This is a genomic window from Desulfonatronovibrio hydrogenovorans DSM 9292, from assembly GCF_000686525.1.
In the GTDB taxonomy this organism is placed as follows: domain Bacteria; phylum Desulfobacterota; class Desulfovibrionia; order Desulfovibrionales; family Desulfonatronovibrionaceae; genus Desulfonatronovibrio; species Desulfonatronovibrio hydrogenovorans.
In genome coordinates this window covers 389,778-414,430 of record NZ_JMKT01000009.1, presented here as the reverse complement: position 1 = coordinate 414,430, position 24,653 = coordinate 389,778, and the positions used below count along the sequence as shown (strand labels likewise).

Genomic DNA, 24,653 nt, shown 5'->3' with positions numbered 1-24,653 from the left:
TGTGGGTCATGATGGACTCATATTTTATTTTCAGAAAAAGGACAGGGTATGGATGACGAAACCTTGCAGATGTATGTTGAGGAATCAAGAGAGCATCTGGAAGACATAGAAAATGACCTTCTGACCATAGAATCAGCTGGCGAAAATATTGATGTAGAGCTGGTCAACAAGGTCTTTCGGGCAGCCCACTCCATGAAGGGCGGTGCTGGATTTCTTGGTCTCAACAATATCAAGGAGCTGGCTCACAAGATTGAAAATGTCCTTGATATGATCAGAAACATGGAGCTGGTTCCCAATCCTGAGATTGTGAACATAGTGCTGCTTGCCTTTGACCGGCTGAGGGATCTGGTTGAAAATGTCGCTCAAAGCGATGCAATGGAGATATCTGAGCATGTCGTGGCTCTGACGGGTATTGCTGCTGCCAGTGTATCGGATGATAAAAAAGACAGTATTGTCCGGGAAGTTGAGATCAAAGACTCCAAAGGCAGGGTGGTTTTTTCCATATCCGAGTTCGACCTGAATCAGGCTGCCAAGGGTGGGAAAATCATTTATCTGCTGGAGTTTGATCTTATTCATGATGTCCATCAAAAAAATAAAAAGCCCATGGATGTCATCAAGGATATGCAGTCCACCGGCACAATACTGGACTTGAAGGTGGACCTGGATGCAGTGGGAACTCTGGAGGACGAATCCTTTTCCAATCAGATTCCCATGTATATCCTTTTCTCTTCCATAATAGAACCGGATATAATCAATACCCTTTTTGACCTGGACCCTGAAAAAGTATCTCTTGTGGAAGAAATTCCTGAAGTACCTTCTGCCCAAGAAATCCCGGCAGCAGCTGATTATTCTGGCGATGAGGAGGAGCTGCAGACTGATGAATTATATCCCGACGATCCAGATGGATCCAGTGAGGATAAAAGCTATCATCAAGCAGATGATGACCTGGAAAAGCAGGAAGCAGGTCCAGATTCGGATGGCCAGCAGCAGGCTGAATCTTTACCGGACCAAGACAGCTCAGAGGAATTGCCCCCTGCTCCGGCCAGGCAGAAAACCTCAAGGGCAAGGCCCGGAACACCTGCAGCCACCCCAGGAGCGTCTCTGCCTGAGAGCCTCAGGGTAAACGTGAGCCTTCTGGAAAATCTGATGAACCTGGCTGGGGAGCTGGTCCTGAGCCGAAATCAACTCATGCAGGCCATCTCCACCCAGGATGACCATTCAGTAGCCTTGTCAGGGCAGCGCATCGACCTGGTGACTTCTGAACTTCAGGAGGCCATCATGTTGACCAGGATGCAGCCGGTTTCCAATATTTTTAATAAATTTCCCAGGGTAGTCCGTGATCTGGCTCAGGATCTGAGCAAGGACATCGAGCTTGTTCTGGAAGGCAAGGATGTTGAACTGGATAAGACAATCATTGAAGGATTGTCTGATCCCCTGACCCATCTGGTGAGAAACTCGGCTGATCACGGAATTGAAAGGCCGGATGAACGGATGGCCGCAGGCAAGAAGCCTCAGGGCAAGATCATTCTCAAGGCCTTTCATGCTGCAGGTCAGGTCAACATTGAAATCATTGATGATGGTAAGGGTATTCCAGTTGACAAGATTGTCAGCAAAGCCCTTGGCAAGGGTCTTATCACTGATGAGCAGGCCCGGTCCATGTCTGACAAGGACAAGACCAACCTGATTTTTCTTCCAGGCCTGTCAACGGCCCAGCAGGTATCCGATGTGTCTGGCCGGGGTGTTGGAATGGACGTGGTCAAAAGCAATCTGGACCGGTTGGGCGGTCAGGTGGATATTGAAAGTGAAGAGGGTAAAGGGACGTCCATTCGGATAAAGCTCCCCCTGACCCTGGCCATCATTCCCAGCCTGCTCATATCAGTAGACAGTGAACGGTTTGCTATTCCTCAGGTCAATGTAGTGGAACTGATCCAGATACCTTGGGACCAGGTGGCTGACAGGATTGAAAAGGTTGGTGACGCCAGGGTCCTGAAATTGAGGGGTGAGCTTATTCCGCTTTTGGATCTGGGAATGATTCTGGACCTGAAAAAGGGTCATGACCAGACATTGCCCCAGGCTGAACAGCCGGTGGATTCCGTCCCAGACTGCGCAGAATCCGCTCAAAAAAGGCCGGATTTGAATCATTCCGGGGAGGATGATGTCAGGACCGGACCGGCTAAGAACGGCGGTCAAAATAACAATGTGGATATAGTTGTTGTTTCGGCCGGATCTTTTAAGTACGGCCTGGTGGTTGATGAGCTTCATGATTCAGTGGAAATAGTAGTCAAACCCCTGGGCAGACATCTTAAGAATTGCGAGGGCTATGCCGGAGCTACCATTATGGGAGATGGAAGGGTAGCCCTGATTCTGGATGTGGTGGGCATGGCCAGGCTGGCCCAGTTGTCCTCATCTACAGTTGATAAGGCCAAGGAGCTGGCAAAGCAGAAAGAAAAGGAAAAGGGCCCTCAAGACAGGCAGTCCCTTTTTCTGTTTAATAACAGCCCCAGAGAGTTCTGTGCCGTGCCCCTGGATCTGGTGGCCAGAGTTGAACTCATCCGGGCCGAAGAGATAGAGATTATCGGCGGGAAAAAAGTCATCCAGTACCGGGGCGGGACCCTGCCCATCTTTGCCATGGATGAAGTGGCCAAAGTGGATCCCCTTGAACTCAAAGGAGAACTGGTGGTCATTGTCTTTTTCATGGCCGGACATGAAGTCGGTCTGCTGGCTTCTCCTCCTGTTGATGCCATTGAAGCCAGGATCAGGATTGACGACTTTACCCTTAAGCAGCCGGGTATTTCAGGCTCAGCTGTGATCAATGAACGAACCACCTTGATAGTGGATATTTTCGAGTTCATGGAAACCCTCAATCCCCACTGGTTTGTCAAACGGGAGCTGGAGAGCGCCCCTGGTGGTCAGGACGGCGAGATTCTTTTGGTGGAGGATTCTGATTTTTTCAGGTCCCAGGTAAAAAAGTTTATTGAAGACGAAGGCTATGCTGTTGCAACAGCAGAAGATGGCCTGGTGGCCTGGGAATACCTGAACCAGAATCCGGGAGATGTGTCTCTGGTAGTCACCGACCTTGAGATGCCGGTTATGGACGGATTTGAACTTACCGAACATATTAAAAACGATGACCGGTTCAAGCACCTGCCGGTTCTGGCCCTGACCTCCCTTGCTGGTGAAGAAGATGTGGCCAGGGGAAAGCAGGCCGGGATAGATGATTACCAGATCAAGCTGGACAAAGAAAAACTCATGCAGAGCATATTTAATTTTCTAAATAAAAAAGCAGCCTAGTTTTTGGAGGAAGGGATGAAGAACATCAAATTGAGTGTGAAGCTTATCGGTGGTTTTTTGATTGTGGCCGCCATAACAATGATTGTCGGTTTTGTCGGATGGAGGGGGGCCACCAATCTTGGCGATCACATTCATGAGGTGGGTGAGGTCAGACTGGCCAGTGTGGAAGGGCTGATGAGGGTAGCCGACGGAGGAAAGGAGGTCATGATTTCGATCCGAACCCTTTTGAATCCCAACATCAGTCTGGAAGAGAGGCAGCGTCAGTATGCTGCCATTGAGAGGACCCGTCAGGGCATTCAAAGAGGCTGGGACCAATATGAACCTCTGCCCCAGACTCCAGAGGAAGAGGCCCTTTGGAACAGGTTTCTGCCGGCTTTTGAGCAGTGGAGGGTTGACAACAACCATGTGGTTTCCCTGTCCAGGGAGCTGGAGCGAACCGGGATTCTGGACCCCATGCAGACCCTCAGCAACCTGAACCTGTTTCGGGGTGATCACTATCAGGGTATGGACAATGTCCGTAACCTTATTGATTTCGGGATTGACTTCGACGGTGGTGATGATCCTGGAGCATGCAACTTCGGGCAGTGGCTGGGCAGTTTTGAAACTGACAGCGAAGAGTTGAAAAACATTTTGCGCAGGATGATCCCTCCCCACAATGAGTTCCACGCTGCTGTGGGCAGGATAAAGGACCTGGTTGCTGAAAACAGGACCCAGGAGGCCCGTAATCATCTCAGAGACGAGATGGCTCCGGCTGCTTTTCAGGTTTTCTCTTATTTTGATGAACTCATTGTCACTGTTCAGCAGGCTGAAGACATCTATCAAAGGATGATCAGTTACGCCCTGAACGAGGCCAGTAACTCAGCTGATGAAGCTCTGGGGCTCCTGGACGAGCTGGTGGAAATGAATTCCGGTCTTGCGGCTGATGCCATCAATGCTGCTGACTCTGATACAGGCTTTGTCCAGACCCTGGTTCTGGCAGGAATGGCTTTGGGAACAATCCTGGCCCTGGTCCTGGGGATCATCCTGACTATGACCATTACCAGGCCCATTTACAAAGGGGTTGAGTTTGCCAAGAGCATGGCCAATGGAGATCTGTCCAAAAAACTGGACATAGATCAGAAAGATGAGGTGGGCATTTTGGCCAAGGCCCTCAACGACATGGTGGACAGTCTCGGCCGGATGTTCAAGGATATCGGCAACGGGGTTCAGACCCTGGCTTCATCATCCACAGAACTAAATTCAATTTCTGATGACATGGCTTCCCGGTCCGAGCAGACAGCCGGCAAGGCCAATACAGTTGCCACAGCAGCCGAGGAGATGAGTGCCAACATGAGCTCAGTGGCTGCAGCCATGGAGCAGGCAGCTACGAATATCAATACAGTGGCTACTGCATCCGAGGAGATGAGTGCCACCATATCTGAAATCGCTGAAAACTCAGAAAAAGCCAAGGACATCACCGGCAGGGCAGTTGGCAAAGCCAAGGAAAGTTCGACCCGGGTGGATGAACTGGGTCGAGCCGCCAGTGAGATCAGCAAGGTGACCGAAACCATCATGGCCATATCCTCCCAGACCAACCTGCTGGCCCTTAATGCCACTATTGAGGCAGCCCGGGCTGGAGAGGCAGGCAAGGGTTTTGCTGTGGTGGCCAATGAAATTAAGGAGCTTGCCCAGCAGACTGCCAAGGCCACGGATGAGATCAAGGACAAGATCCAGGGCATTCAGGAGGCTACCGGCCTGACCGTGACCGAGATTCAGGAGATAAGCGCAATCATCAATGATATTGACTCCATCATTGCCACCATTGCCGCAGCTGTGGAAGAGCAGAGCGTTACCACCAGAGATATTGCCGAAAATGTCGGACAGGCAGCCATGGGTATCCAGGAAGTCAACGAAAATGTGGCCCAGAGTTCAACTGTATCCGGTGACGTAGCCAAGGATATTTCTGAAGTAAACGCAGATGCCACAGAAATGAGTAATTCAAGCGCCCAGGTCCGCCAGAGCTCGGATGAGCTTTCAAGGCTGGCGGAACGGCTTAAGGAGCTTATGTCCAGCTTTAAGCTGTAATTGAGAAGAGGATTGGGTGCGGACAGTTTATTTCGCCATTGCTGTCAGCGGTCTCTGATCTTCTGGACATATAAGTGAGACTACCCTCGGGATAAGAGTATTGCCAGGGACCCCCAAAGGCCCATTAATGGGTCTTTGGGGGTCCCTGGTTCTTCAAATCATAAGGCTTTAAAAGCCTTGGCCTGCCGGCAGTACCTGCTGTTAAACCTTGAAAAAATCCCTGTACCAGCCTACGAATTCCATAATTCCTTCTTTTACCGGCGTCTCTGGCTTGTAGCCAAGATCCTGAACAAGGTCCTGGACATCGGCATAGGTGCTTGGCACGTCTCCGGGCTGCATGGGCAGGAGATTTTTCCTGGCCTTTTTGCCCAGGACTTGTTCCAGGGTGGTGATGAAATCCATCAGCTCCACAGGGTTGTTGTTGCCGATGTTGTAAATTTTATAGGGCGCCCTGGACGATGACGGATCAGGATCAAGACCGGACCAGTCAGGATTACCCTGGGGGGCCTTGTCCACTACCCTGATCACCCCTTCAACAATATCGTCGATATAGGTGAAGTCGCGCTGCATCCGACCGTGATTGAAGACATTGATGGGCTGGTCTTCAAGAATGGCTTTGGTAAATAGAAAAAGGGCCATGTCCGGGCGTCCCCAGGGACCGTATACGGTGAAGAAACGCAGGCCGGTTGAGGGCAGCCCATAAAGGTGGGCATAGGTGTGAGCCATGAGTTCATTGCTTTTCTTGGTGGCAGCGTAAAGGCTTATGGGATGGTCAACATTGTCGTGAGTAGAAAAGGGCTGGGTTTCGTTCAGTCCATAGACGCTTGAGCTGCTGGCAAAGACAAAGTGCTGGACATTATTGTGTCTGCAGCATTCCAGGAGATTGACATAACCAACAAGGTTGGAGTCCACGTAAGCCTGGGGATTGGTCAGGCTGTATCTGACTCCGGCCTGGGCGGCCAGGTTGCAGACCCGGTCGAACTTCTGTTCTTTGAACAGTTTTTCCAGACCCTGGCGATCTTCAAGGTTTAACTTGATAAAGCCCAGTTCTGGGTATTTTTCTGACCAGGTCAGCCTGCCATACTCATAAGGGGGGGGGAATCCTGAGTGTTCAAGACGACCATGTTTGACCCGGATATCGTAATAGTCATTGATATTGTCCAGCCCTACAACCTGGTCTCCACGCCGGGCAAAGGCCAGGGCCAGCTTGAAACCGATGAATCCGGCTGTGCCGGTGATAAGTATTTTCATTGAGTACTCCTTGTGATGCAAGTTCATCTGGGCCAATACTTTTTTTGGGATCTTAAGACAAATGGTTTTTCTTTAAGTCTTAAATAGGGCTGTTCCAGGCAGACTTGTTTTTGACTTCCCGGCCAGGCTGAGGTAAATTGACAGATTAGAATATATTTTTCGTTAATTCATCGGAGAGTTATTGATGAAGGCATATGAGACGGTAATCGGCCTTGAGGTGCATGCCCAGCTCAAGACCAGATCCAAGATATTTTGTTCCTGTTCGACAAAGTTCGGACAGGAGCCCAATGAAAATACCTGCCCGGTATGTTGCGGCATGCCCGGTGTTCTGCCTGTGCTTAACAAAAGGGCAGTGGAGTACGGAGTCAGAATGGCCCTGGCCATTGACTGCAGGATCAATGAACGATCCATATTTGCCAGGAAAAACTACTTCTACCCCGACCTTCCCAAGGGATACCAGATATCCCAGTATGAACAACCCCTGGCTGAACACGGCAGGATAACCATCCTCACATCTCAGGGAGAAAAGGAAATCGGTGTAACCAGGATCCACATGGAAGAGGATGCAGGAAAATCCATTCATTCTCCAACCGAAAATGTGAGCTATGTGGATCTCAACAGGACCGGTGTTCCACTGCTGGAAATAGTGTCAGAGCCGGATTTAAGGAGTTCTCAGGAGGCTGTGGCCTATTTAAAGGCCCTGCGCGGGATCCTGCTTTACCTGGATATTTGTGACGGCAATATGGAAGAGGGCAGTTTCAGGTGCGATGCCAATGTATCGCTTAGACCAAAAGGGCAAGAGGAACTGGGCACAAGGACTGAAATAAAAAACCTCAATTCCTTTCGCCATGTGCAAAAGGCATTGGAGTACGAGATTTCCAGACAGGGGGACCTGCTGGAGGACGGCGAGGATGTGGTCCAGGAAACCAGGCTCTTTGATGTGGATAAAGGCGTGACCAGATCCATGCGCGGCAAGGAAGAGGCTCACGACTACCGGTATTTTCCGGATCCGGACCTGGTCCCTCTGGTCCTGGACCAGCAGTGGATCAAAGAGCTGCAGTCCGACCTGCCCGAACTTCCCCATGCCAGACAGGTCAGGTTTGTCAGTGAGTTCAAACTGTCTGAACCCGATGCAGTGGTACTGACCTCGGAAAAGGATCTGGCTGACTTTTATGAACAAGCCCTTTCCTTTTATCATCAGCCCAGAAAGATCTGCAACTGGATAACCGGGGAGCTTCTGGGCAAGCTTAATGATACCGGCCAGTCAGTTTTTGAGGCCGCTGTTAATCCGGAGTATCTTGCCTGCCTGGTGCGCATGGTGGATGATGAGAAGATCAGCGGTAAAATGGCCAAGACTGTTTTTGCCGAGGTCTTTGAAAAAGGAACCCATCCGGAAGAAGTGGTGGAGAAAAAAGGACTGGTGCAGATTTCAGATGAATCTGCCCTGGAAGCTATTGTGGATGATGTTCTCAAGTCCTGTCCTGACGAAGTGCAGAGATACAGAGAAGGTCAGAAAAAACTTCTGGGCTTTTTTGTGGGCCGGATCATGAAGCAGACCAGAGGACAGGCCAATCCCGGTCTGGTCAACCAGATCCTCAAGCACAAGCTGGACTAGCCTGATGGAACATATTTATTTTTCCAAAGAAAAAAACAGGCTCATCCTTCTGGATCAGAGGCTTCTGCCCTTAAAGGAAGAGTGGTTTGAATGCCAAGACACTTCGGATATTGTGTACGCCCTGCAGACCATGGTGGTCCGGGGAGCTCCGGCCATCGGGGTCACTGCTGCCTACGGATGCGTCCTGGCTGCCCTGGAGTCGGGCTCTGGAAAAGACTGGCAGGATAAATTGAACCGCAACCTGTCTCTTCTGGCCTCTGCCAGGCCCACTGCGGCCAATCTGGCCTGGGCGGTCCAGGTTATGCAGGATCTGGCCGGAAAAGCCGAGTTTTCATCTGGCCCGGATCTGGCCGGGTTCTGGCTGGAACAGGCCCTTCATCTGCATGAACAGGACATCCTGATCAACCGGGCCATTGGAAGGCAGGGTCGGACGGTTCTGGAGGACGGCGATTCCGTCATGACCCACTGTAATGCAGGTGCGCTGGCCACAGGTGGATATGGAACAGCTCTGGGGGTTGTCAGGGCAGCTGTGGAGCAGGGCAAGGACATCCTGGTCATTGCCAATGAAACCAGGCCGTTTTTACAGGGGGCCAGGCTGACAGCTTACGAGCTTCTCAAGGACGGGATAAAGGTCAAGGTTGCCTGCGACAATGCCTGCGGTCTGCTTATGAGCAAGGGACTGGTGAACAAGGTGGTGGTGGGTGCGGACCGCATCGCAGCCAACGGAGATGTGGCCAATAAGATCGGAACCTATGGCGTGGCCCTGGCAGCTGCCAGACACAATATACCCTTTTATGTTGCTGCTCCGTTCTCCACCTTTGATCTTGAAACTTCTTCAGGAGACCAGATACCAATTGAAGACCGGACACCCGACGAAGTAAAATACATCAACAAAATTTCCATTATTCCCAATGAGGTGGAGGTGTTCAACCTGGCTTTTGACATTACTCCAGCCGGACTCATCACCGGCATCATCACGGAAAAGGGAATCATTGAAAAGCCCTGTCAGGACTCCATCAGGGCCATAATGGCGCAGCCTTAGTCTTTTCCAAAATCTTAATCCTGAAGAAATACATGCTTCCATACGTAGTTATTGCCGGAAGACCCAATGTGGGCAAATCGACCCTGTTCAACCGTCTGATCAGGAAGAACAAGGCCCTGACTCATGATCGGCCCGGAGTAACCAGGGACAGGCTGTACGGAGTGGTCAGGTCTGATGACCGGATGTTCGCCCTGGTTGATACGGGTGGCCTGGTCCTGGACAACCGGGATGAGGTGGAAAAAGAGATATTCAGCCAGGTGGAAGAGGCCATAGAAGCTGCTGATCTGATTCTTCTGGTTGTGGACGGCCGTCAGGGATTGTTAAGACTGGATGAGCAGCTGGCTGAGATGCTCAGGCAGAGCAACAAGCCGGTTCATCTGGCAGTAAACAAGGTGGACGGAAGCGAAAAAAGCCCGCTGGCTGCAGCGGATTTTTATTCTCTGGGACTTGATCTGACTACGGTTTCTGCTGCCCATGGTCATAATATCTCAGGCCTTCTGGATGACATCCTGGCCAAACTGCCTCAGACTGGTCCTTCTGAAGATCAGGAAAAAAACAAGGGATTGAAGCTTTCTTTTCTGGGGCGGCCCAATGTCGGCAAGTCCTCCCTGCTCAACGCAGTATCCGGTGAATGCCGGGTCATGGTCAGCTCCACTGCCGGGACCACCCGGGACTGCGTGGACGTTACCGTGGAAAGAAATGACCGGAAATATACCTTTATTGACACAGCCGGAGTCCGGCGCAGGACCACCATAAGTGATGACCTGGAAAGATTCAGCGTACTTAGCGCCCTTAAAAGCAGCAAGCGATCAGATGTGGTTTTTCTGGTCCTGGACGCCCTGAGCAGGGTGGTTGCCCAGGATAAAAAGCTCCTGGCCTTTCTGGACAGGGAAAAGACTCCGTTTATTGTCCTTGTAAACAAGATGGACTTAGTCCCCAGGTCTGAGCAGGGAAAGCTCAGGGAGGTCTTCAAGCACGAGCTTGGATTCTGCTCCCATGCGCCTGTGGTCTATACTTCTGCCGTGACCAGGGCCGGGCTGGGGGGAATGATTCCTCTGGCTGAAAAACTCTGGAAGCAGTGCCAGATAAGGGTAGGGACAGGAGAACTCAACAGGCTGGTTAAGGAGGCTACTTCCAGGCATCAGCCCCCTCTGGTCAAAGGCAGGCGGGCCAAGATCTACTATCTGACCCAGGCCTCAAGCAATCCTCCGGAGTTTGTCTTTTTTGTCAATAATCCGGAGCTGCTCAAGCCATCCTATAAAAAATATCTGGAAAAACAGATCAGAAAGTTGTTCAGGCTGGACATGACTCCTTTGCGGCTTGTTTTCCGGTCCAGTCATAGTTGATCTACGGCGTTGTTCACAAATCTAAGGAGGAAGTATGGTTCAGAAAGCGGAAAAGATATGGTTCGATGGAAAACTTGTTCCATGGGACGAAGCCAATGTTCATGTCCTGACCCACACTCTGCACTATGGGGTGGCTGTTTTTGAAGGCATCAGGTGCTACAAGTGCAAGGATGGATCATCAGCAATATTTCGTCTGGAAGAGCATGTTGAGCGTTTTTTCGGCTCAGCCAGAACTGTGGAAATGGAGATTCCCTATACTAAAGAGGAGATTTCCAGGGCCATCATTGAAACCCTTAAGGTCAACAAGCTTGATCAAGGTTACATAAGGCCCCTGGCCTTTATCGGCGACGGGGTCATGGGGGTTCATCCAGGCAAGAATCCGGTCCGGGTCATGATTGCAACCTGGCCATGGGGAGCCTATCTTGGGGAAGAGGCCCTGAAAAAAGGGATAAGGATCCGGACGTCCAGTTTCACCAGGCATCATGTAAACGTTATGATGACCAAGGCCAAGGTTGCCGGCAATTACGTCAATTCGGTCCTGGCCAAGCGCGAGGCTGTGGCTGACGGGTATGACGAAGCTTTGATGCTGGATGTTGACGGCTATGTTGCCGAAGCCACCGGTGAAAATATATTCATCATCAAGAACAGCAAACTCAAGACACCTCCTTTGGGACCCATCCTGGGAGGAATCACCCGGGATTCTCTGATCACCCTGGCCCGGGATATGGGCTATCAGGTGACTGAACAGCGATTTACCAGAGATGAGCTGTATATGGCTGATGAGGCCTTTTTCTGCGGCACTGCAGCAGAGGTGACCCCTATTCGGGAAGTTGACCGGAGGATAATCGGGGCAGGCCAGGCCGGTCCGACCAGCCTGCTTTTTCAGAGTGAGTATTTCAAAGTAGTGCACGGCGACAACCTCAAGTATGCTGGCTGGCTGACCAATTATAAGATATGATCAGATTCGGACAGGGCAGGAACCTCGGTTCTTGCCCGGCCCCTGCAGGCAGGTCTTTGCCTGTCTGCCCTGTTCAGGCTGGCCCGACCTGGCCGCCTTTCAAAGCTGGTTTAGATACAGGAGAGGCTGGTTGACTTTAGACTGATTCGATGTTCATTGACCGGTTTTAGAACATTGGACAGCAAAACTCGGACCCAAAGACATAATGAGGCTGCATCGGCCCGGGCATGATCCCGGCATGAACCATATGCACCACCGGAGCTGACTAGACTATGGCCAGAGCAGGCTTGACTGCAAAGTACAGACCCCAGACCTTTGGGGAGATCATTGGACAGGATTTTATCAAAAAGATTCTGTCCAGGGCTTCCCAGCAGGATTCTCCTGCCAGTGCCTATCTGTTCAGCGGGACCAGGGGAGTAGGCAAAACCACTACAGCCAGGATCATGGCCAAGGCCATCAACTGCCTCAATGGCCCCGGACTTGAGCCCTGTAACCAGTGCTCCAGCTGTCAGCAGATCACCAGGGGAGTGTTTCCGGATGTCATGGAAATAGACGGAGCCTCCCATACCGGGGTGGACAATGTGCGCAGGCTCAGGGAAGATGCAGTGTACGTTCCCATGAGCGGGCGGTACAAGGTGATCATCATTGATGAGGCCCACATGCTGTCCACTGCTGCTTTTAATGCTCTTTTAAAGACCCTGGAGGAACCCCCCAGGCATTGCGTGTTTATTATGGCTACTACAGCTCCGGAAAAGTTTCCTGCTACTGTGGTCAGCCGCTGCCAGCATTATGTATTCAAGATGGTCGGTCTGGAAGAGCTTACTGCTCATCTCCAGCAGGTCCTGGAAAAAGAAGGGCTTGAATACGACAGTGAAGCTGTCCGGCTGGTGGCTGCAAGGGGTGCCGGCAGTGTGCGTGACTCCATGTCCATCCTTGGTCAGGTCATGGCCCTGGGCGGAGACAGACTGGACTCAGGATCGGTCCGGGAGGTCCTGGGCCTTGCCGGGCACGAAGTTTATTCAGCTTTTTTCCAGTCCATCCTGGACAGGGACCTGGTGGAAATCCATAAAGGAATAAGCCTGGTTCTTGAACAGGGGCTGGATATCGGTTTTTTTCTCCAGGAATTTGCATCCTGCTGGAGAAATCTTTTTCTGATCTCCCAGTGCGGCCAGGCCGCCAGGGAGATTCTGGACCTTCCCCTGGAGGAGTTTGAATTCTGGCTGGAAATGTCCGGGAAAATGCCAGCACCAAGGATTCATGCTGGCTGGCAGATGGTTATTGAGGAACAGAAGAATATCCTTAGAAGTCATGAACCGTCTCTTTCTCTGGAGCTTCTTTTTTTCAACCTGGCTTATCTGCCTGATCTGCTTCCGGTTGAACAGGTCCAGATCAAGTCCTCTGAGTCAAAAAAAACATCTGTTCAGGCAGGGAGGGCAGAAAAAAAAAGCCCGGCTCCAGCCCGGAAACTGAAAGATCAGCCTAAAAAGACCTCAGGCCCTGAGAACCGGGAGTCAGTCCCGGCCAAAGATCTGGACTGGGCCGGGTTTATTGAATTCTGCCGGAAAAGCCCTGATGCTGACGAGTCCTTGATCAGGATGCTGGGGAACTGCACAGGCCGGAAACAGGACCAGACCCTGGTCCTGATCTGCGGGCAGGACTTTATTTTTGATTCCATCCAGAAAAACGGGCGCAGAAAAATAATCTCCAGACTGGCTGAGGAGTATTTCGGACCGGGACTCAGGGTGGAGTTTGTCAGCAATGGCTCCAAAAGCAATTCAGCCTTCAGGGACGAAGCCATGAATCACCCGGTGGTTCAGAAGATAATCAAGGACTTTGATGCCAGGGTGCTGGAGATCAAAAAAGTTCAGGACAGGCCTGGTTTTCCTGGAAATGAATGACCAGGCTGAAGTCCGGACCGGGGAATGAATAAAATATCCAATCAACGATAAGGAGAAAAGAGTAATGATGAACGATCTGGTAAGACAGGCGCAGATGATGCAGAAGAAAATGGCCAAAATGCAGGAAGAACTGAACAGCAAGACTGTGGAGGCCAGTTCAGGCGGCGGCATGGTCACGGTCAAGGCCACCGGAGCCCAGGAAATAGCTGAGATCAGGATTGAAAAAGACGTGGTGGACCCTGAAGACGTAGAAATGCTCCAGGATCTCATTCTGGCTGCAACCAATGATGCCCTGAAAAGAGCCAAGGACATGGTCCAGGCTGAGATGGCCCAGTTAACCGGCGGCATGAAGATTCCGGGCCTGTTCTAAGTATTTTTTTCTGAATAAAAAAAGCAGGAGGATAGTTGAGCAAGCTTCCTTTACCCCTTCAGCAGCTGGTGGACCAGTTGTCCGCCCTGCCCGGAATCGGTCCCAAGAGCGCCCTGCGCATGGCCATGACCATTCTCAAGTGGCCCCAGGAAAAGGCCGGAAACCTGGGAAGGTGCATCCTGGATCTCAGGGAAAAGCTCTGCATCTGTTCAGGCTGTGCAGGCCTGGCAGACAGTGATCCCTGCGAGATATGCGCTGACCCTTTGAGGGATGATTCCAAACTGTGCGTGGTTTCTGAATGGGACAGTCTGCTGGTGATGGAGGAGTCAGGATTTTTCCGGGGCAGGTATCTGATCCTGGGGGGACTCCTGTCTCCGCTGGACGGCATTGACTCATGTTCTCTGGAGTTTGACAGGCTCAGGAAAAAGCTGGGCAATGGCCGGGTACAGGAAGTGATCCTGGCCCTGGGGACAACTCTGGAGGCCGAAACCACCGGGTCCTATATCAAGAACATGGTGGCCAGGGAGTTTTCCGGGCTGACCTTGACCCGCCTTGCCCAGGGCATCCCTCTGGGATCGGATCTCAAGTTCATGGACAAGGAAACCCTGAAGCAGTCCATGCGTTACAGGCAGAGCATCTGAGTCCTGTCCGGCAAGACAGCCTTTATTATGCGGGCTGGCTGGGATGGATATTCCCCCGGGGCATAACCAGGACACGAATACAGGGGTGTGGACAGGTTTCTGCTATTTATCACAGGTCACTTTCCAGCCCTTATTTCATGTCCTGAACATATTCCTCCAGCCGGTCCATGCCGGCTTTTATATTCTCCAGGGAGGATGCATAGGAAAAACGCAGGTATCCCTGGGCTCCCTGGCCAAAGTCGATCCCAGGGGCCACACCCACACCGGCCTTTTCCAGGATGTCAAAGGCCAGGTCATAGGAATTTTTGGACAAGAATTCCGCATTGGCCAGCACGTAAAAGGCTCCGGTAGGCTTTACAGTCACTCCAAAGCCCATGCTGGTCAGTCTTTTGAGCAGATATTTCCGCCTTTCATTGTAAATCCCCCTCATCCGGGCAACGTCCGGTCCGGCCTGGTCCAGGGCTGCCACCCCTGCCCACTGGGCCACGGAATTGGCTGATATGAAAAAATTCTGGTGAACGATCTGCAGGCTCCGGACAAAGGACTTGGGCGCGATTACATACCCCAGCCTCCATCCGGTCATGGCATATGACTTGGAAAAACCGTTCAGAACAAAGGCGTTATCAGTGAATTCCAGGATGGAATGTTCTTTTCCTTCGTAGACCAGTCCGTGGTATATTTCATCGGAAATTATGCATGGTCCCAGTTGAGCCAGTTCCTGGAGGATTTCCGGCGGGGTGACATTGCCGGTTGGATTACAGGGTGAGTTAATAAAGATCCCCTTGGTCCTGGAAGTGATATGTTTCTGGACCTCTTCCCTGGAAAGCTGAAACCCGGTCTCCTCCCGGACCCTTATCTTAACCGGTTCCCCGCCGGCAAAGCAGATGAAACCCGGATAGCAGGCATAGTGGGGATCAGACATGATGACCTGGTCTCCGGGGTGGAGCAGGGCTGAGAAAACCATGAACATGGCCGGAGATGTACCGGATGTGACCAGGACCTGGTCAGGATCTATGGTTACATTGTAGGTTCGTTTATAGTGGCGGCAGACCGCCTGTCTGAGTTCAGGGATTCCCAGACTGTGGGTGTAGTGGGTCAACCCCTGCTCAATGGCTTGAATGGCAGCCTTTTTCACACATTCCGGAGTGTCGAAGTCTGGTTCACCGATTTCCAGGTGAATGATCTGCCTTCCAGACCGTTCCAGCTCTTTGGCCCGTTCAAGGATTTCCATGACATAAAATGGTTTCAGCACTGAACATCTTTCAGAAATCATGACCTGTTCCTGGCTGTTAAAGGTTATTTAGCAGAAAATATTGTGCTTTTTCCCAAAGGCCCTGTCAATGATCAACTTAAACCACTGGGCCGGGGCATTGTATTAAGGACAAAGGTCAGGTCCGGGCAGGGCCCTCAGTCCTGGGGAGGTTTAGCCAGGACAACGCAGAAAAAAGCAGTTGTTCCCTTGTCTGGTCTGCTTTGCAGAGCTATATCTCCATCCATGAGCTTGACCAGGTTGCGGACAATGGCCAGTCCCAGTCCGGCACCCTGGTGTTTGCGGGTGAACCCCTGGCTGAGCTGGACAAAAGGATCCAAAATGGTTTCCAGCTTGTCTTCCGGAATCCCCGGGCCAGTGTCGGATACAGAAAAGATGACTCCGTATCTTGAAGTGTCCTGGGTGACCAAAGGATAGGCCTCGATGCTGATTTGGCCGTGCTGAGTGAACTTGACTGCATTGGCAGTCAGGTTGAAGATGACTTGTCTTAAACGCTGTTCATCACCCAGAAGGAAGTCCGGGATCCTCGGGTCGCAGAAGGTAGTCAGGGAAATTCCTTTTTCTCTGACCAGAAGGTGGAACAGTTCTTCTGTTGATGTCAGGATGTCTCTGATCTGGAAGTGCTCCTGCCGGATCAGGACTTTTCCTGCCTCAATCCTGGAAATGTCAATTATATCGCTTAAGAGTTCAGTCAACCTGCGACAGGACTTGAGGGCAATTTCCAGATATTCGCGCTGTTCTTCTGATGCAGGTGAGTCCAGCATGAGCTGGAGCATGCCCATGACCCCGTTTAACGGAGTCCGGATTTCATGGCTCATATTGGCCAGAAAAGTGGTCTTGGCGGCACTGGCTGCCTCAGCCTGTTCCTTGGCCTTGATCAGGTCCTGCAGGGCCTCTCTTCTTTCCTTTCGAAAGGCTGCCTCCCTTAGTTCGCGCTGGATGGCCGGAACCAGCCTGGCCAGCTTGTCCTTCATGATATAGTCATTCACCCCGTTTCTCATGGCCTTGACAGCGGTTTCCTCTCCTATGCTGCCAGAGACAAGGATGAAGGGAATATCCTGACCGGTCTGCTGGAGTATTTTTAAGGCCTGGAAAGAATCGAGTCTTGGCATGACATGGTCGGAAATGATCAGATCCCAGGACTTGTCCAGGGCTTTTGACAAGTCTTCAGCAGTTTCCACTCGTTCATAGACAGGCTGGTAGCCTCCTTTTTCCAGGGCCCGCAGGACAAGCTGGACATCATCCTGGGAATCTTCAACTATAAGTACATGCAAAGTCTGCATGATCATCCTCCGGTAGTGGGCGGGGTCTGGTTAAGGACCAGCCAGTAAAGGCCCAGCTGATGGATGGCTTCCATAAATTGTTGAAAATCCACAGGCTTTCGGATGTAGCTGTTGGCTCCAAGGCTGTAGGTTTCCAGGCGGTCCTGTTCTTCATCCGAGGAGGTCAGGATGACCACCGGCAAAAGCTTAGTGCCGGGGCTGGAGCGGATGGTCCTTAGAACTTCCAGCCCGTCCAGGCGGGGGAGCTTCAAGTCCAGAAGGATGACCTGGGGCTGGGTGGACTGGTCTCTGTGTTGATGTTCACCCCTGCACAAAAGGTAGTCCAGGGCTTCTACTCCGTCCCTGGCCACTACCAGCTGATTGAGGATGTTGTTCTTTTGGAGGGCCCTTCTGGTCAGCAGGACATCGTCTGGATTGTCTTCAACCAGAAGAATGATTTTCTCAGGCATACCCATCCTCGCGGGTTTTAAAGGGCGGCTGGTCCGGGTCAGGCAGGGTGAAATAAAAAACTGCTCCCTGATCAGGTTCTGATTCGGCCCAGATCCGTCCCCCATGTTTTCTGATTATTCTGGCAACTGTGGCCAGACCAATACCGGTTCCTGGATAGTCTTCCGGAGAATGGAGCCTTTGAAAAGGCGTAAAGAGCTTGTCTGCATAGGTCGTGTCAAACCCGGCTCCATTGTCTCTGACAAAAAAGACCTGTTCTCCATCCCTGGTAGTTGAGCCCAAATCAATGGCTGGTTCCCCAGTCCTGGTGGTGAATTTCCAGGCATTGTCCAGGAGGTTTTCCAAAGCGACCCTTAAAAGGGCCTGGTCACCGGATACCTTTAACCCGGGCTGAACATTTGCTGTGACTTTCCTGTCAGGATGGCGTTCCACCATATTCTCAATGATGGTTTCAGCTGTCCTGCTCAGATCAACCAGGGATACTTTCAGCTCGGCCCTGGATACCCTGGACAGCTTGAGAAGATCGTCAATGAGCCAGCCCATGCGCTGACTGGCCCTGCGGACCCTGTGCAGATAATCCCTGCCCTGTTCATCAAGCTGGTCATGGCAGTCCTCCAGCAGGGCCTGGCTGAATCCGTCTATGCTGCGCAAAGGAGCCCGCAGGTCATGGGAAACAGAATAACTGAATGCGTCCAGTTCATGGTTGGCTGCTTCAAGCTGGGCTGTTCTCTGTTTTACCCGTTGTTCCAGCTGGGTATAGAATTCTTTTTCTTTTTCCACCAGAGCCAGGGACTTTTTTTCCAGAACAAGGACCTGGCTTCTAAGGGCCAGATACAGCAAGAGCCCGGTAATCAGGACAAAAAACCATCCTTTGTAGGTCTGCATTCTGGTGATGATTTCAGGATCATCAAAGAGCACGGCAACGAAGTAATCGGAAAAGGCAATCCAGCACCCGGCAATGATGATATAGGCCAGGGCAGTTCTGGACGGGATGTAGGATTTAAGCTGTTGGAGGTTCTCAGACACGGATCATCCTTTTACCTGAGGTCAACATAGGAACTCAGCTGAGGGATCATGGCTTGAGCAGACCAGATAACTGCCATGACAGTCAGCCGGAGGCTGCAGGGTCGTTTCAGTTTAACCTGCTGAGGATGCATTTCTTATTTGCAGTAACTGCCCAAAATCCCTTTGTCTGGGTTAAAGCCAGCTGGCATCAGGACTGCTTGAAATTACAGCATTTAATTTCAAATATTTCATTATTCAAAAAGCCAGGCCTGGTCAATAGGCCGGTATTATATGCCAGACCATCTGATTCCCGGGCTTTTCTTTTGGAACAGCATTGGATAAGCTCTTTTCTTTGGCTGTTATTTCTGGATGTAATTTCGACCAAAACAAAACAAGAAGGATCTGATATGAGCAGCGAACCCAACAAGATAATCTATTCCATGGTCAAGGTGAGTAAGTTTTACGATAAGAAACCGGTTTTAAAAGATATATCCCTGTCCTATTTTTACGGGGCCAAGATCGGGGTCCTGGGGATGAACGGTTCAGGCAAGAGTTCTCTGCTGAAAGTCCTGGCCGGAGTTGACCAGGACTTTCAGGGAGAGACCATTCTTGCTCCGGGCTATACCATTGGTTACCTGGAGCAGGAGCCTCTGGCCAATGAAAAGCGGACGGTCCGGGAAGTGGTGGAAGAAGGGGCAGCCGAAACAGTGGCTCTGCTCAAGGACTTTGAAGAGATCAATGCCAGGTTTGCCGAACCCATGGATGACGATCAAATGAACGCTCTGATTGAGCGCCAGGGAGAGGTCCAGGACAAGCTGGATGCCTTAAACGGCTGGGACCTGGAATCAAGACTGGAAATGGCCATGGATGCCCTGCGCTGTCCGCCTTCAAACATGACCCTGGACAAGGTGTCCGGGGGAGAAAGACGAAGGGTGGCCCTGTGCCGCCTGCTTCTGAAGCAGCCGGACATTCTGCTTCTGGATGAGCCCACCAACCACCTGGACGCAGAAACAGTGGCCTGGCTTGAGCACCACCTGCAGCAGTATCCCGGAACCATCATTGCTGTGACCCATGACCGGTATTTTCTGGACAATGTGGCTGGCTGGATTCTGGAGCTGGACCGGGGAAGGGGGATTCCATGGAAGGGTAATTACTCTTCCTGGCTGGACCAGAAAAAAGAACGGCTGCGCAGGGAGGAAAAAGCTGAAAGCCACCGGCAGAAGACTCTGGAACGGGAGCTGGAATGGATCAGGATGTCTCCCAGGGGCAGGCATGCCAAAAGCAAGGCCAGGATCGGCGCCTATGAGCAGATGCTGTCCCAGGACCACCAGAAGCAGCAGAAGGAACTGGAAATATTCATCCCGCCCGGACCAAGACTGGGGCAAAAGGTGATTGAGGCCAAAGGATTGACCAAGGCCTTTGAAGATCGTTTGCTCATGAGCGAGTTGGATTTTCTCATTCCTCCAGGAGCCATTGTTGGAATAATTGGACCCAATGGAGCTGGAAAGACCACCCTGTTCAGAATGATCACCGGCACGGAAAAGCCTGATGCCGGTTCCATTGCTGTGGGTGAGTCGGTCAGACTGGCCCATGTTGATCAGCACCGGGATGATCTGGAGGCTGATAAGACCGTATTTGAGATGATCAGCAATGGTCAGGATATGATCAGGATGGCCGGCCGGGAAGTCAATGCCAGGGCTTATCTCGGCAGATTCAATATTACCGGGGGGGATCAGCAGAAAAAAGTCGGCATTCTTTCAGGGGGAGAAAGGAACCGGGTTCAGCTGGCCAGAATGCTCAAGGAGGAGGCCAATGTCCTCCTGCTGGACGAACCCACCAATGATCTGGATGTGAACACCATGCGAGCCCTGGAAGAAGGGCTGCTCAATTTTGCCGGATGTGTCCTGGTCATCAGCCACGACCGGTGGTTCCTGGACCGGATTGCCACGCATATCATGGCCTTTGAAGGTGACAGCCAGGTGGTCTTTTTTGATGGAAATTTCACTGAATACGAAGAAGACCGCAGAAAAAGGCTGGGCAAGGAGGCTGATATCCCCAAACGGGTCAGATACCGGAAACTGGCCAGGGATTAAAACAGGCCCTGGATTTTTTTAGTCTGCAGAACGGACAAAGGTATTTTCCCGGATCTGGTCGTGGTGGCAGCAGAAGATGGCTTCCATGCCGGAATGGACAGTCTCTGCCCGGCACCCCTCTCTGGTTTCCAGGCTGTAATCCCCGGCTGGAACAGGGGGGCGCCGGAGTCCGGGCAGGACCAGTTCCAGGTCCTGGGAAAGAGTCCATTTTTCCTTGACCTGGACCAGCCATTTCCCAGGACCTTCGGGTCTGATGATCCTGGCCAGGATTTTTTTCCATCTTTGCCCTGACTCCCTGAAAGATGAAAAAGACACTTTCCTGGGCAGGAAAAAACCAGATCCCATGGACCTGGTGCTGATGAGAAACAATTCATTAAGATATCTGGCCGGTCTGAATCTGTTTTGGGCCAGATCATCCAGGGCTGTCCGGTACACGTCAGTGACCACGGCCAGGTAGGACACGCTCTTGGTCCGGCCTTCGATCTTGAGGGAATCCAGTCTGTTTCGGACCAGCCAGGGCAGGTACTTGACCAGACACAGATCCTGGGCACTGAATATCCGGGAATGGTTTTTTTCCTGGACCAGGGTCCAGACCGGGCTGCCCGGCCTGGTCTCTTCCTCTAGATCCATCTGAAATGGACGATAGCCATATCTGCAGGGATGGGCGCAGAGGCCCTGGTTGGCTGATCTGCTGTTTAAATGGGCACTCATGAAGCATCTGCCGGATATGGCCATGCACATGGCCCCGTGCACGAACATCTCCAGCTCCACATCCTGGACCTTGGTCCTGATGGCCCGGATGTCCTGAAGGCTGAGTTCCCGGGAAAGATTGACCCTTTTGACGCCCTGGTCCTTCCAGAAGTTTACTGAGTGGACATTGGTGGTGTTGGCCTGGGTGCTCAGGTGAATTTCCATGGCCGGGAGAGCATGCCTGACCAGACTGAATACTCCGGGATCAGCAATGATTATCCCGTCCGGGCTGAGCTGGGCGATGGTTTCCAGCTGGGTCCGGATCATGGACATGTCTTTTTCCAGGGGCAGGGCATTGAGGCAGTAGTAGACCCTGGCCCGGCAGGATCTGGCCAGATCCAGAGCCAGGGCCAGCTGATCCGGCTGGAATCCTCCGGCCTTGGACCTCAGATTCAGGGCAGTCCCGCCCAGGTATACAGCATCAGCTCCAAAGGCCAGGGCGGTTTTCAGCCGATCCATGTCTCCGGCCGGGCAGAGTAGCTCTGGAAGGACAGGGGCTATACCCAAAGACCCTGCTCCTGCCGCCTGTCTTTCATTGTCTGGAGAAGGGAATAGGGCAGATCAAGCTTTCCCCGGCCTTTTCCCAGTTTGATCTGGGGCTTGACTGTGCCGTGAAAATCCGATCCTCCACTGGGAAGCAGGTCCAGTTCCTGGCAGAGGTCCAGGTAAAGTCTGGTCTGTTCCCTGGTGTGCTCGGGATAAAAGACTTCCACCCCGTCCAGCCCCAGTTCTTTGAGCTGGACGAGTTCCTGTCTGAGCAGTTCAGGGGAAAGTTTAAGGGAAAAAGGATGGGCCAGGATCACGGTGGCCTGCTCTTTTTTGAGAATGGAGATGGCTTTGGCCGGATCGAATTTTTCCTTGGCAACGTAGGCCTTGCCCTTGGGGCCAAGGAAGCGATCAAAGGCCTCCTGGACCGAGTTCACTACTCCCTTGTTCATGAGCACCCTTGATATGTGCGGCCGGCCAATGGCTGCGTCTCCAGCCAGGGACTTGACGTCTTCAAAGGTAATCCTGATGCCCAGCTCCTGCAGCCTGCCCAGCATGATCTCATTTCTGGAGTTGCGTTTGGCCCGCAGTTCAGCCAGGGAGCGGTTCAGCTCAGGGGCGTCGGGCTTCAGCCACAGGCCCAGGATATGCATCAAACCCTTGTACTCGACACTCAGTTCACAGCCTGGAATCAACTCCAGGCCCAGCTCTTGCCCGGCCTTCAGGGCCTGGGCCAGGCCGCCTGTTGTGTCGTGATCAGTAAGGGCTATGGCATCAAGACCTTTGCCAACTGCGTGCCGGACCAGTTCAGGGGGGGTAAAGGTTCCATCTGAAGCAGTGGAATGGGTGTGCAGGTCTATCTGAGACATACAGTTTCCTGGACCCTGAAGGACCAGGGGATTATGGGAATCCTGCCGGATTTCAGGGAAAAAAGTTATTTGTAGCGATAGGTGATTCTGCCCCTGGTCAGGTCGTAGGGAGAAAGCTCCACCTTGACCCGGTCTCCGGGCAGGATCCTGATGTAAAACTTGCGCATTTTGCCGGAAATATGCCCCAGCACCTCATGCCCATTGTCCAGCTTGACTCTGAACATGGCGTTGGGCAGGGCTTCTTCCACTGTACCTTCGACTTCGATTGCTTCTTCTTTGGCCATTGGATCTCCTCGACTGAAAAAAACAGATCAGAATTGACTGGTTATTTAAATATGAATTTTTTCACTCTGTTAATCTTAAATTATTACGTTTTGCAAGTCTTATTGTCAAGATTGTCCGGGAACCGTCCTGGCCGCTCAGCCAGGGATGGTCCTGGTACATTCGGTTGAAATCGCTGGTCCGGTATTGTAGAGTATATTCCAGGCAGGAGACCCTGCTGGTTTATTTTCAAGGCAATAAACTGAAATTCAAGGAGATATCCGGAAATGGACCAAATCAAAATCAACCTGTCTGAACAAGACATGCCCAGGCAATGGTACAATGTTCTGCCTGATCTGGCAGATCCCCTGGCCCCGCCCCTGGACCCGGAGACCAGAAAACCCCTTGCTCCGGACAGGCTGGAAGCAATTTTTCCCAAGGCCCTGATTGAGCAGGAAATGTCTGCACAGCGCTGGATCGATATTCCGGAACCTATCCTTGAGATCTACAGGCTGTTCAGGCCATCCCCTCTGGTCCGGGCCAGGCGTCTGGAACAGGCCATTGGAACCAAGGCCAGGATATACTACAAAAACGAGTCAGTTTCTCCGGCAGGTTCCCACAAGCCCAATACCGCCATAGCCCAGGCCTATTACAATAAGCAGGAAGGGGTCAGGCGGCTGGCCACTGAGACCGGAGCCGGTCAGTGGGGAACGGCCCTGTCTTTTGCCTGCAAGATGTTTGACATGGAGTGCACCGTGTACATGGTCAGGTGCAGCTACGACCAGAAGCCTTACCGGGGGATAATTATCAGGACTTACGGCGGGGATGTTTATCCGTCTCCATCTTCCCGGACCTCCATTGGCCGGCAAATGTTGGAAAAAGACCCTGACTCCGGAGGGAGCCTGGGACTGGCCATTTCCGAGGCAGTTGAAGATGCTGCCACCCATGGCGATACCAAATACGCCCTGGGCAGTGTCCTGAATCATGTGGTCCTGCACCAGACCATCACTGGTCTGGAAGTCAAGAAACAGCTGGAAATGGCCGGGGAAAAGCCGGACATCCTGGTGGGCTGTGTAGGTGGAGGCAGTAATTTCGGCGGTCTGGTCCTGCCGTATATGCCGGAGAAAATGGATGGTCAGAAGATCAGGTTTGTGGCTGTGGAGCCCCAGGCCTGTCCCACCCTGACCAAAGGCAGATTTGCCTATGACTTCGGCGACATGGCCAGGCAGACCCCATTGCTCAAGATGTACACCCTGGGCCATGCCTATTTTCCGCCGCCTATTCATGCCGGCGGCCTCAGGTATCATGGAGAATCACCCATTGTTTCCCATATTGCCAGGCATGGCTTTGTTGAAGCCAGGGCCTATTTTCAGAACGAGGTCTTTGATGCAGCCAGGCTTTTTATGCAGGCTGAGGGTTTTCTTCCGGCCCCGGAAACATCCCATGCCATCAAGGCCACCATTGACCTGGCCAGGGAGGCGGAGCCGGGGCAGGTCATTGTGTTTCTGTATTCAGGTCATGGCCTGCTGGATCTGGGATCTTATGATGCCTATCTGCGGGGGGACCTTCAGGACAAGGCCTTTACTGATGATGAAATTGCCGAGGCCCTTAAGGATTGTCCGCAATTATAAGCTGCTGGGCCTGAATCAAGGTTCATCCCCTGAAAAGGGTGCTTGGGGTGAGTTATCCAGGCTCCTGGGCCGGCAGCAGCCT

General features: G+C 52.1%; 19 protein-coding genes. 11 read left to right on the top strand and 8 right to left on the bottom strand.

Annotated elements, in window-relative coordinates; translation table 11 throughout:
• Window positions 1-48 precede the first annotated feature (48 nt).
• On the top strand, window positions 49-3,291 hold the full coding sequence (locus tag P771_RS0107410; RefSeq protein WP_028574649.1) for a chemotaxis protein CheW: 3,243 nt from the start codon (window positions 49-51) through the stop codon (window positions 3,289-3,291).
• Window positions 3,292-3,306: 15 nt separating this feature from the next.
• Window positions 3,307-5,355, top strand: a complete 2,049-nt coding sequence (locus P771_RS18260) for a methyl-accepting chemotaxis protein (protein ID WP_051617184.1) — start codon at window positions 3,307-3,309, stop codon at window positions 5,353-5,355.
• 201 nt (window positions 5,356-5,556) lie between these two features.
• On the opposite strand, the gene P771_RS0107400 is transcribed toward P771_RS18260, so the two are convergent.
• Window positions 5,557-6,606 (bottom strand): NAD-dependent epimerase, encoded by a 1,050-nt coding sequence (locus tag P771_RS0107400; RefSeq protein ID WP_028574648.1) that lies wholly within the window; start codon window positions 6,604-6,606, stop codon window positions 5,557-5,559.
• Between the two features lie 184 nt (window positions 6,607-6,790).
• Here P771_RS0107400 and gatB point away from each other — a divergent pair, with 184 nt between their 5' ends.
• From gatB to recR, 7 genes are all read left to right on the top strand, one after another.
• Complete coding sequence (gene gatB / locus P771_RS0107395; RefSeq protein WP_028574647.1) at window positions 6,791-8,221, top strand: Asp-tRNA(Asn)/Glu-tRNA(Gln) amidotransferase subunit GatB; 1,431 nt, start codon at window positions 6,791-6,793, stop codon at window positions 8,219-8,221.
• Window position 8,222: 1 nt separating this feature from the next.
• Entirely contained in the window at window positions 8,223-9,263 is a 1,041-nt protein-coding gene (gene mtnA / locus P771_RS0107390; RefSeq protein WP_028574646.1) for an S-methyl-5-thioribose-1-phosphate isomerase, read from the top strand.
• Between the two features lie 32 nt (window positions 9,264-9,295).
• The gene (gene der / locus P771_RS0107385; RefSeq protein ID WP_028574645.1) at window positions 9,296-10,609 is read left to right on the top strand and encodes a ribosome biogenesis GTPase Der; all 1,314 of its coding nucleotides are present in this window, start codon (window positions 9,296-9,298) and stop codon (window positions 10,607-10,609) included.
• A 34-nt stretch (window positions 10,610-10,643) separates the two neighbouring features.
• Window positions 10,644-11,567, top strand: coding sequence for a branched-chain amino acid transaminase (locus P771_RS0107380; protein ID WP_028574644.1), 924 nt, complete (start codon window positions 10,644-10,646; stop codon window positions 11,565-11,567).
• Between the two features lie 272 nt (window positions 11,568-11,839).
• A complete protein-coding gene (dnaX, locus tag P771_RS0107370) occupies window positions 11,840-13,465 on the top strand; it encodes a DNA polymerase III subunit gamma/tau (RefSeq protein WP_028574643.1) in 1,626 nt (541 codons plus the stop codon).
• 67 nt (window positions 13,466-13,532) lie between these two features.
• Window positions 13,533-13,835 carry a YbaB/EbfC family nucleoid-associated protein gene (locus P771_RS0107365; RefSeq protein ID WP_028574642.1) on the top strand — a complete coding sequence of 101 codons (303 nt, stop codon included), beginning with the start codon at window positions 13,533-13,535 and terminating at the stop codon, window positions 13,833-13,835.
• 35 nt (window positions 13,836-13,870) lie between these two features.
• Entirely contained in the window at window positions 13,871-14,476 is a 606-nt protein-coding gene (recR, locus tag P771_RS0107360) for a recombination mediator RecR (RefSeq protein ID WP_028574641.1), read from the top strand.
• A gap of 130 nt (window positions 14,477-14,606) precedes the next feature.
• Here recR and P771_RS0107355 read toward each other — a convergent pair whose 3' ends face one another.
• The 4 genes from P771_RS0107355 to P771_RS16835 form a co-directional block, all read right to left on the bottom strand.
• Entirely contained in the window at window positions 14,607-15,749 is a 1,143-nt protein-coding gene (locus P771_RS0107355) for a pyridoxal phosphate-dependent aminotransferase (protein WP_028574640.1), read from the bottom strand.
• 134 nt (window positions 15,750-15,883) lie between these two features.
• The gene (locus P771_RS16840) at window positions 15,884-17,029 is read right to left on the bottom strand and encodes an ATP-binding response regulator (protein WP_051617183.1); all 1,146 of its coding nucleotides are present in this window, start codon (window positions 17,027-17,029) and stop codon (window positions 15,884-15,886) included.
• 2 nt (window positions 17,030-17,031) lie between these two features.
• On the bottom strand, window positions 17,032-17,478 hold the full coding sequence (locus P771_RS0107345; protein WP_150112151.1) for a response regulator: 447 nt from the start codon (window positions 17,476-17,478) through the stop codon (window positions 17,032-17,034).
• Window positions 17,471-18,502, bottom strand: a complete 1,032-nt coding sequence (locus P771_RS16835; protein WP_051617182.1) for a sensor histidine kinase — start codon at window positions 18,500-18,502, stop codon at window positions 17,471-17,473. Before P771_RS16835 ends, P771_RS0107345 begins: the two co-directional genes overlap by 8 nt.
• Window positions 18,503-18,888: 386 nt before the next feature.
• Here P771_RS16835 and ettA point away from each other — a divergent pair, with 386 nt between their 5' ends.
• Window positions 18,889-20,574, top strand: a complete 1,686-nt coding sequence (gene ettA / locus P771_RS0107330; RefSeq protein WP_028574638.1) for an energy-dependent translational throttle protein EttA — start codon at window positions 18,889-18,891, stop codon at window positions 20,572-20,574.
• Between the two features lie 18 nt (window positions 20,575-20,592).
• Here the strand turns inward: ettA and P771_RS0107325 are convergent, their stop codons facing one another.
• The 3 genes from P771_RS0107325 to infA form a co-directional block, all read right to left on the bottom strand.
• Window positions 20,593-21,831 carry a peptidase U32 family protein gene (locus tag P771_RS0107325; protein ID WP_028574637.1) on the bottom strand — a complete coding sequence of 413 codons (1,239 nt, stop codon included), beginning with the start codon at window positions 21,829-21,831 and terminating at the stop codon, window positions 20,593-20,595.
• A complete protein-coding gene (locus P771_RS0107320) occupies window positions 21,822-22,679 on the bottom strand; it encodes a PHP domain-containing protein (RefSeq protein WP_028574636.1) in 858 nt (285 codons plus the stop codon). The genes P771_RS0107325 and P771_RS0107320 overlap by 10 nt, the downstream gene beginning before the upstream one ends.
• A 65-nt stretch (window positions 22,680-22,744) precedes the next feature.
• Window positions 22,745-22,963 (bottom strand): translation initiation factor IF-1, encoded by a 219-nt coding sequence (gene infA, locus P771_RS0107310; RefSeq protein ID WP_028574635.1) that lies wholly within the window; start codon window positions 22,961-22,963, stop codon window positions 22,745-22,747.
• A 264-nt stretch (window positions 22,964-23,227) separates the two neighbouring features.
• On the opposite strand from infA, the gene P771_RS0107305 reads away from it, so the two are divergent.
• Window positions 23,228-24,571 (top strand): TrpB-like pyridoxal phosphate-dependent enzyme, encoded by a 1,344-nt coding sequence (locus tag P771_RS0107305; RefSeq protein WP_028574634.1) that lies wholly within the window; start codon window positions 23,228-23,230, stop codon window positions 24,569-24,571.
• Window positions 24,572-24,653: the final 82 nt, after the last annotated feature.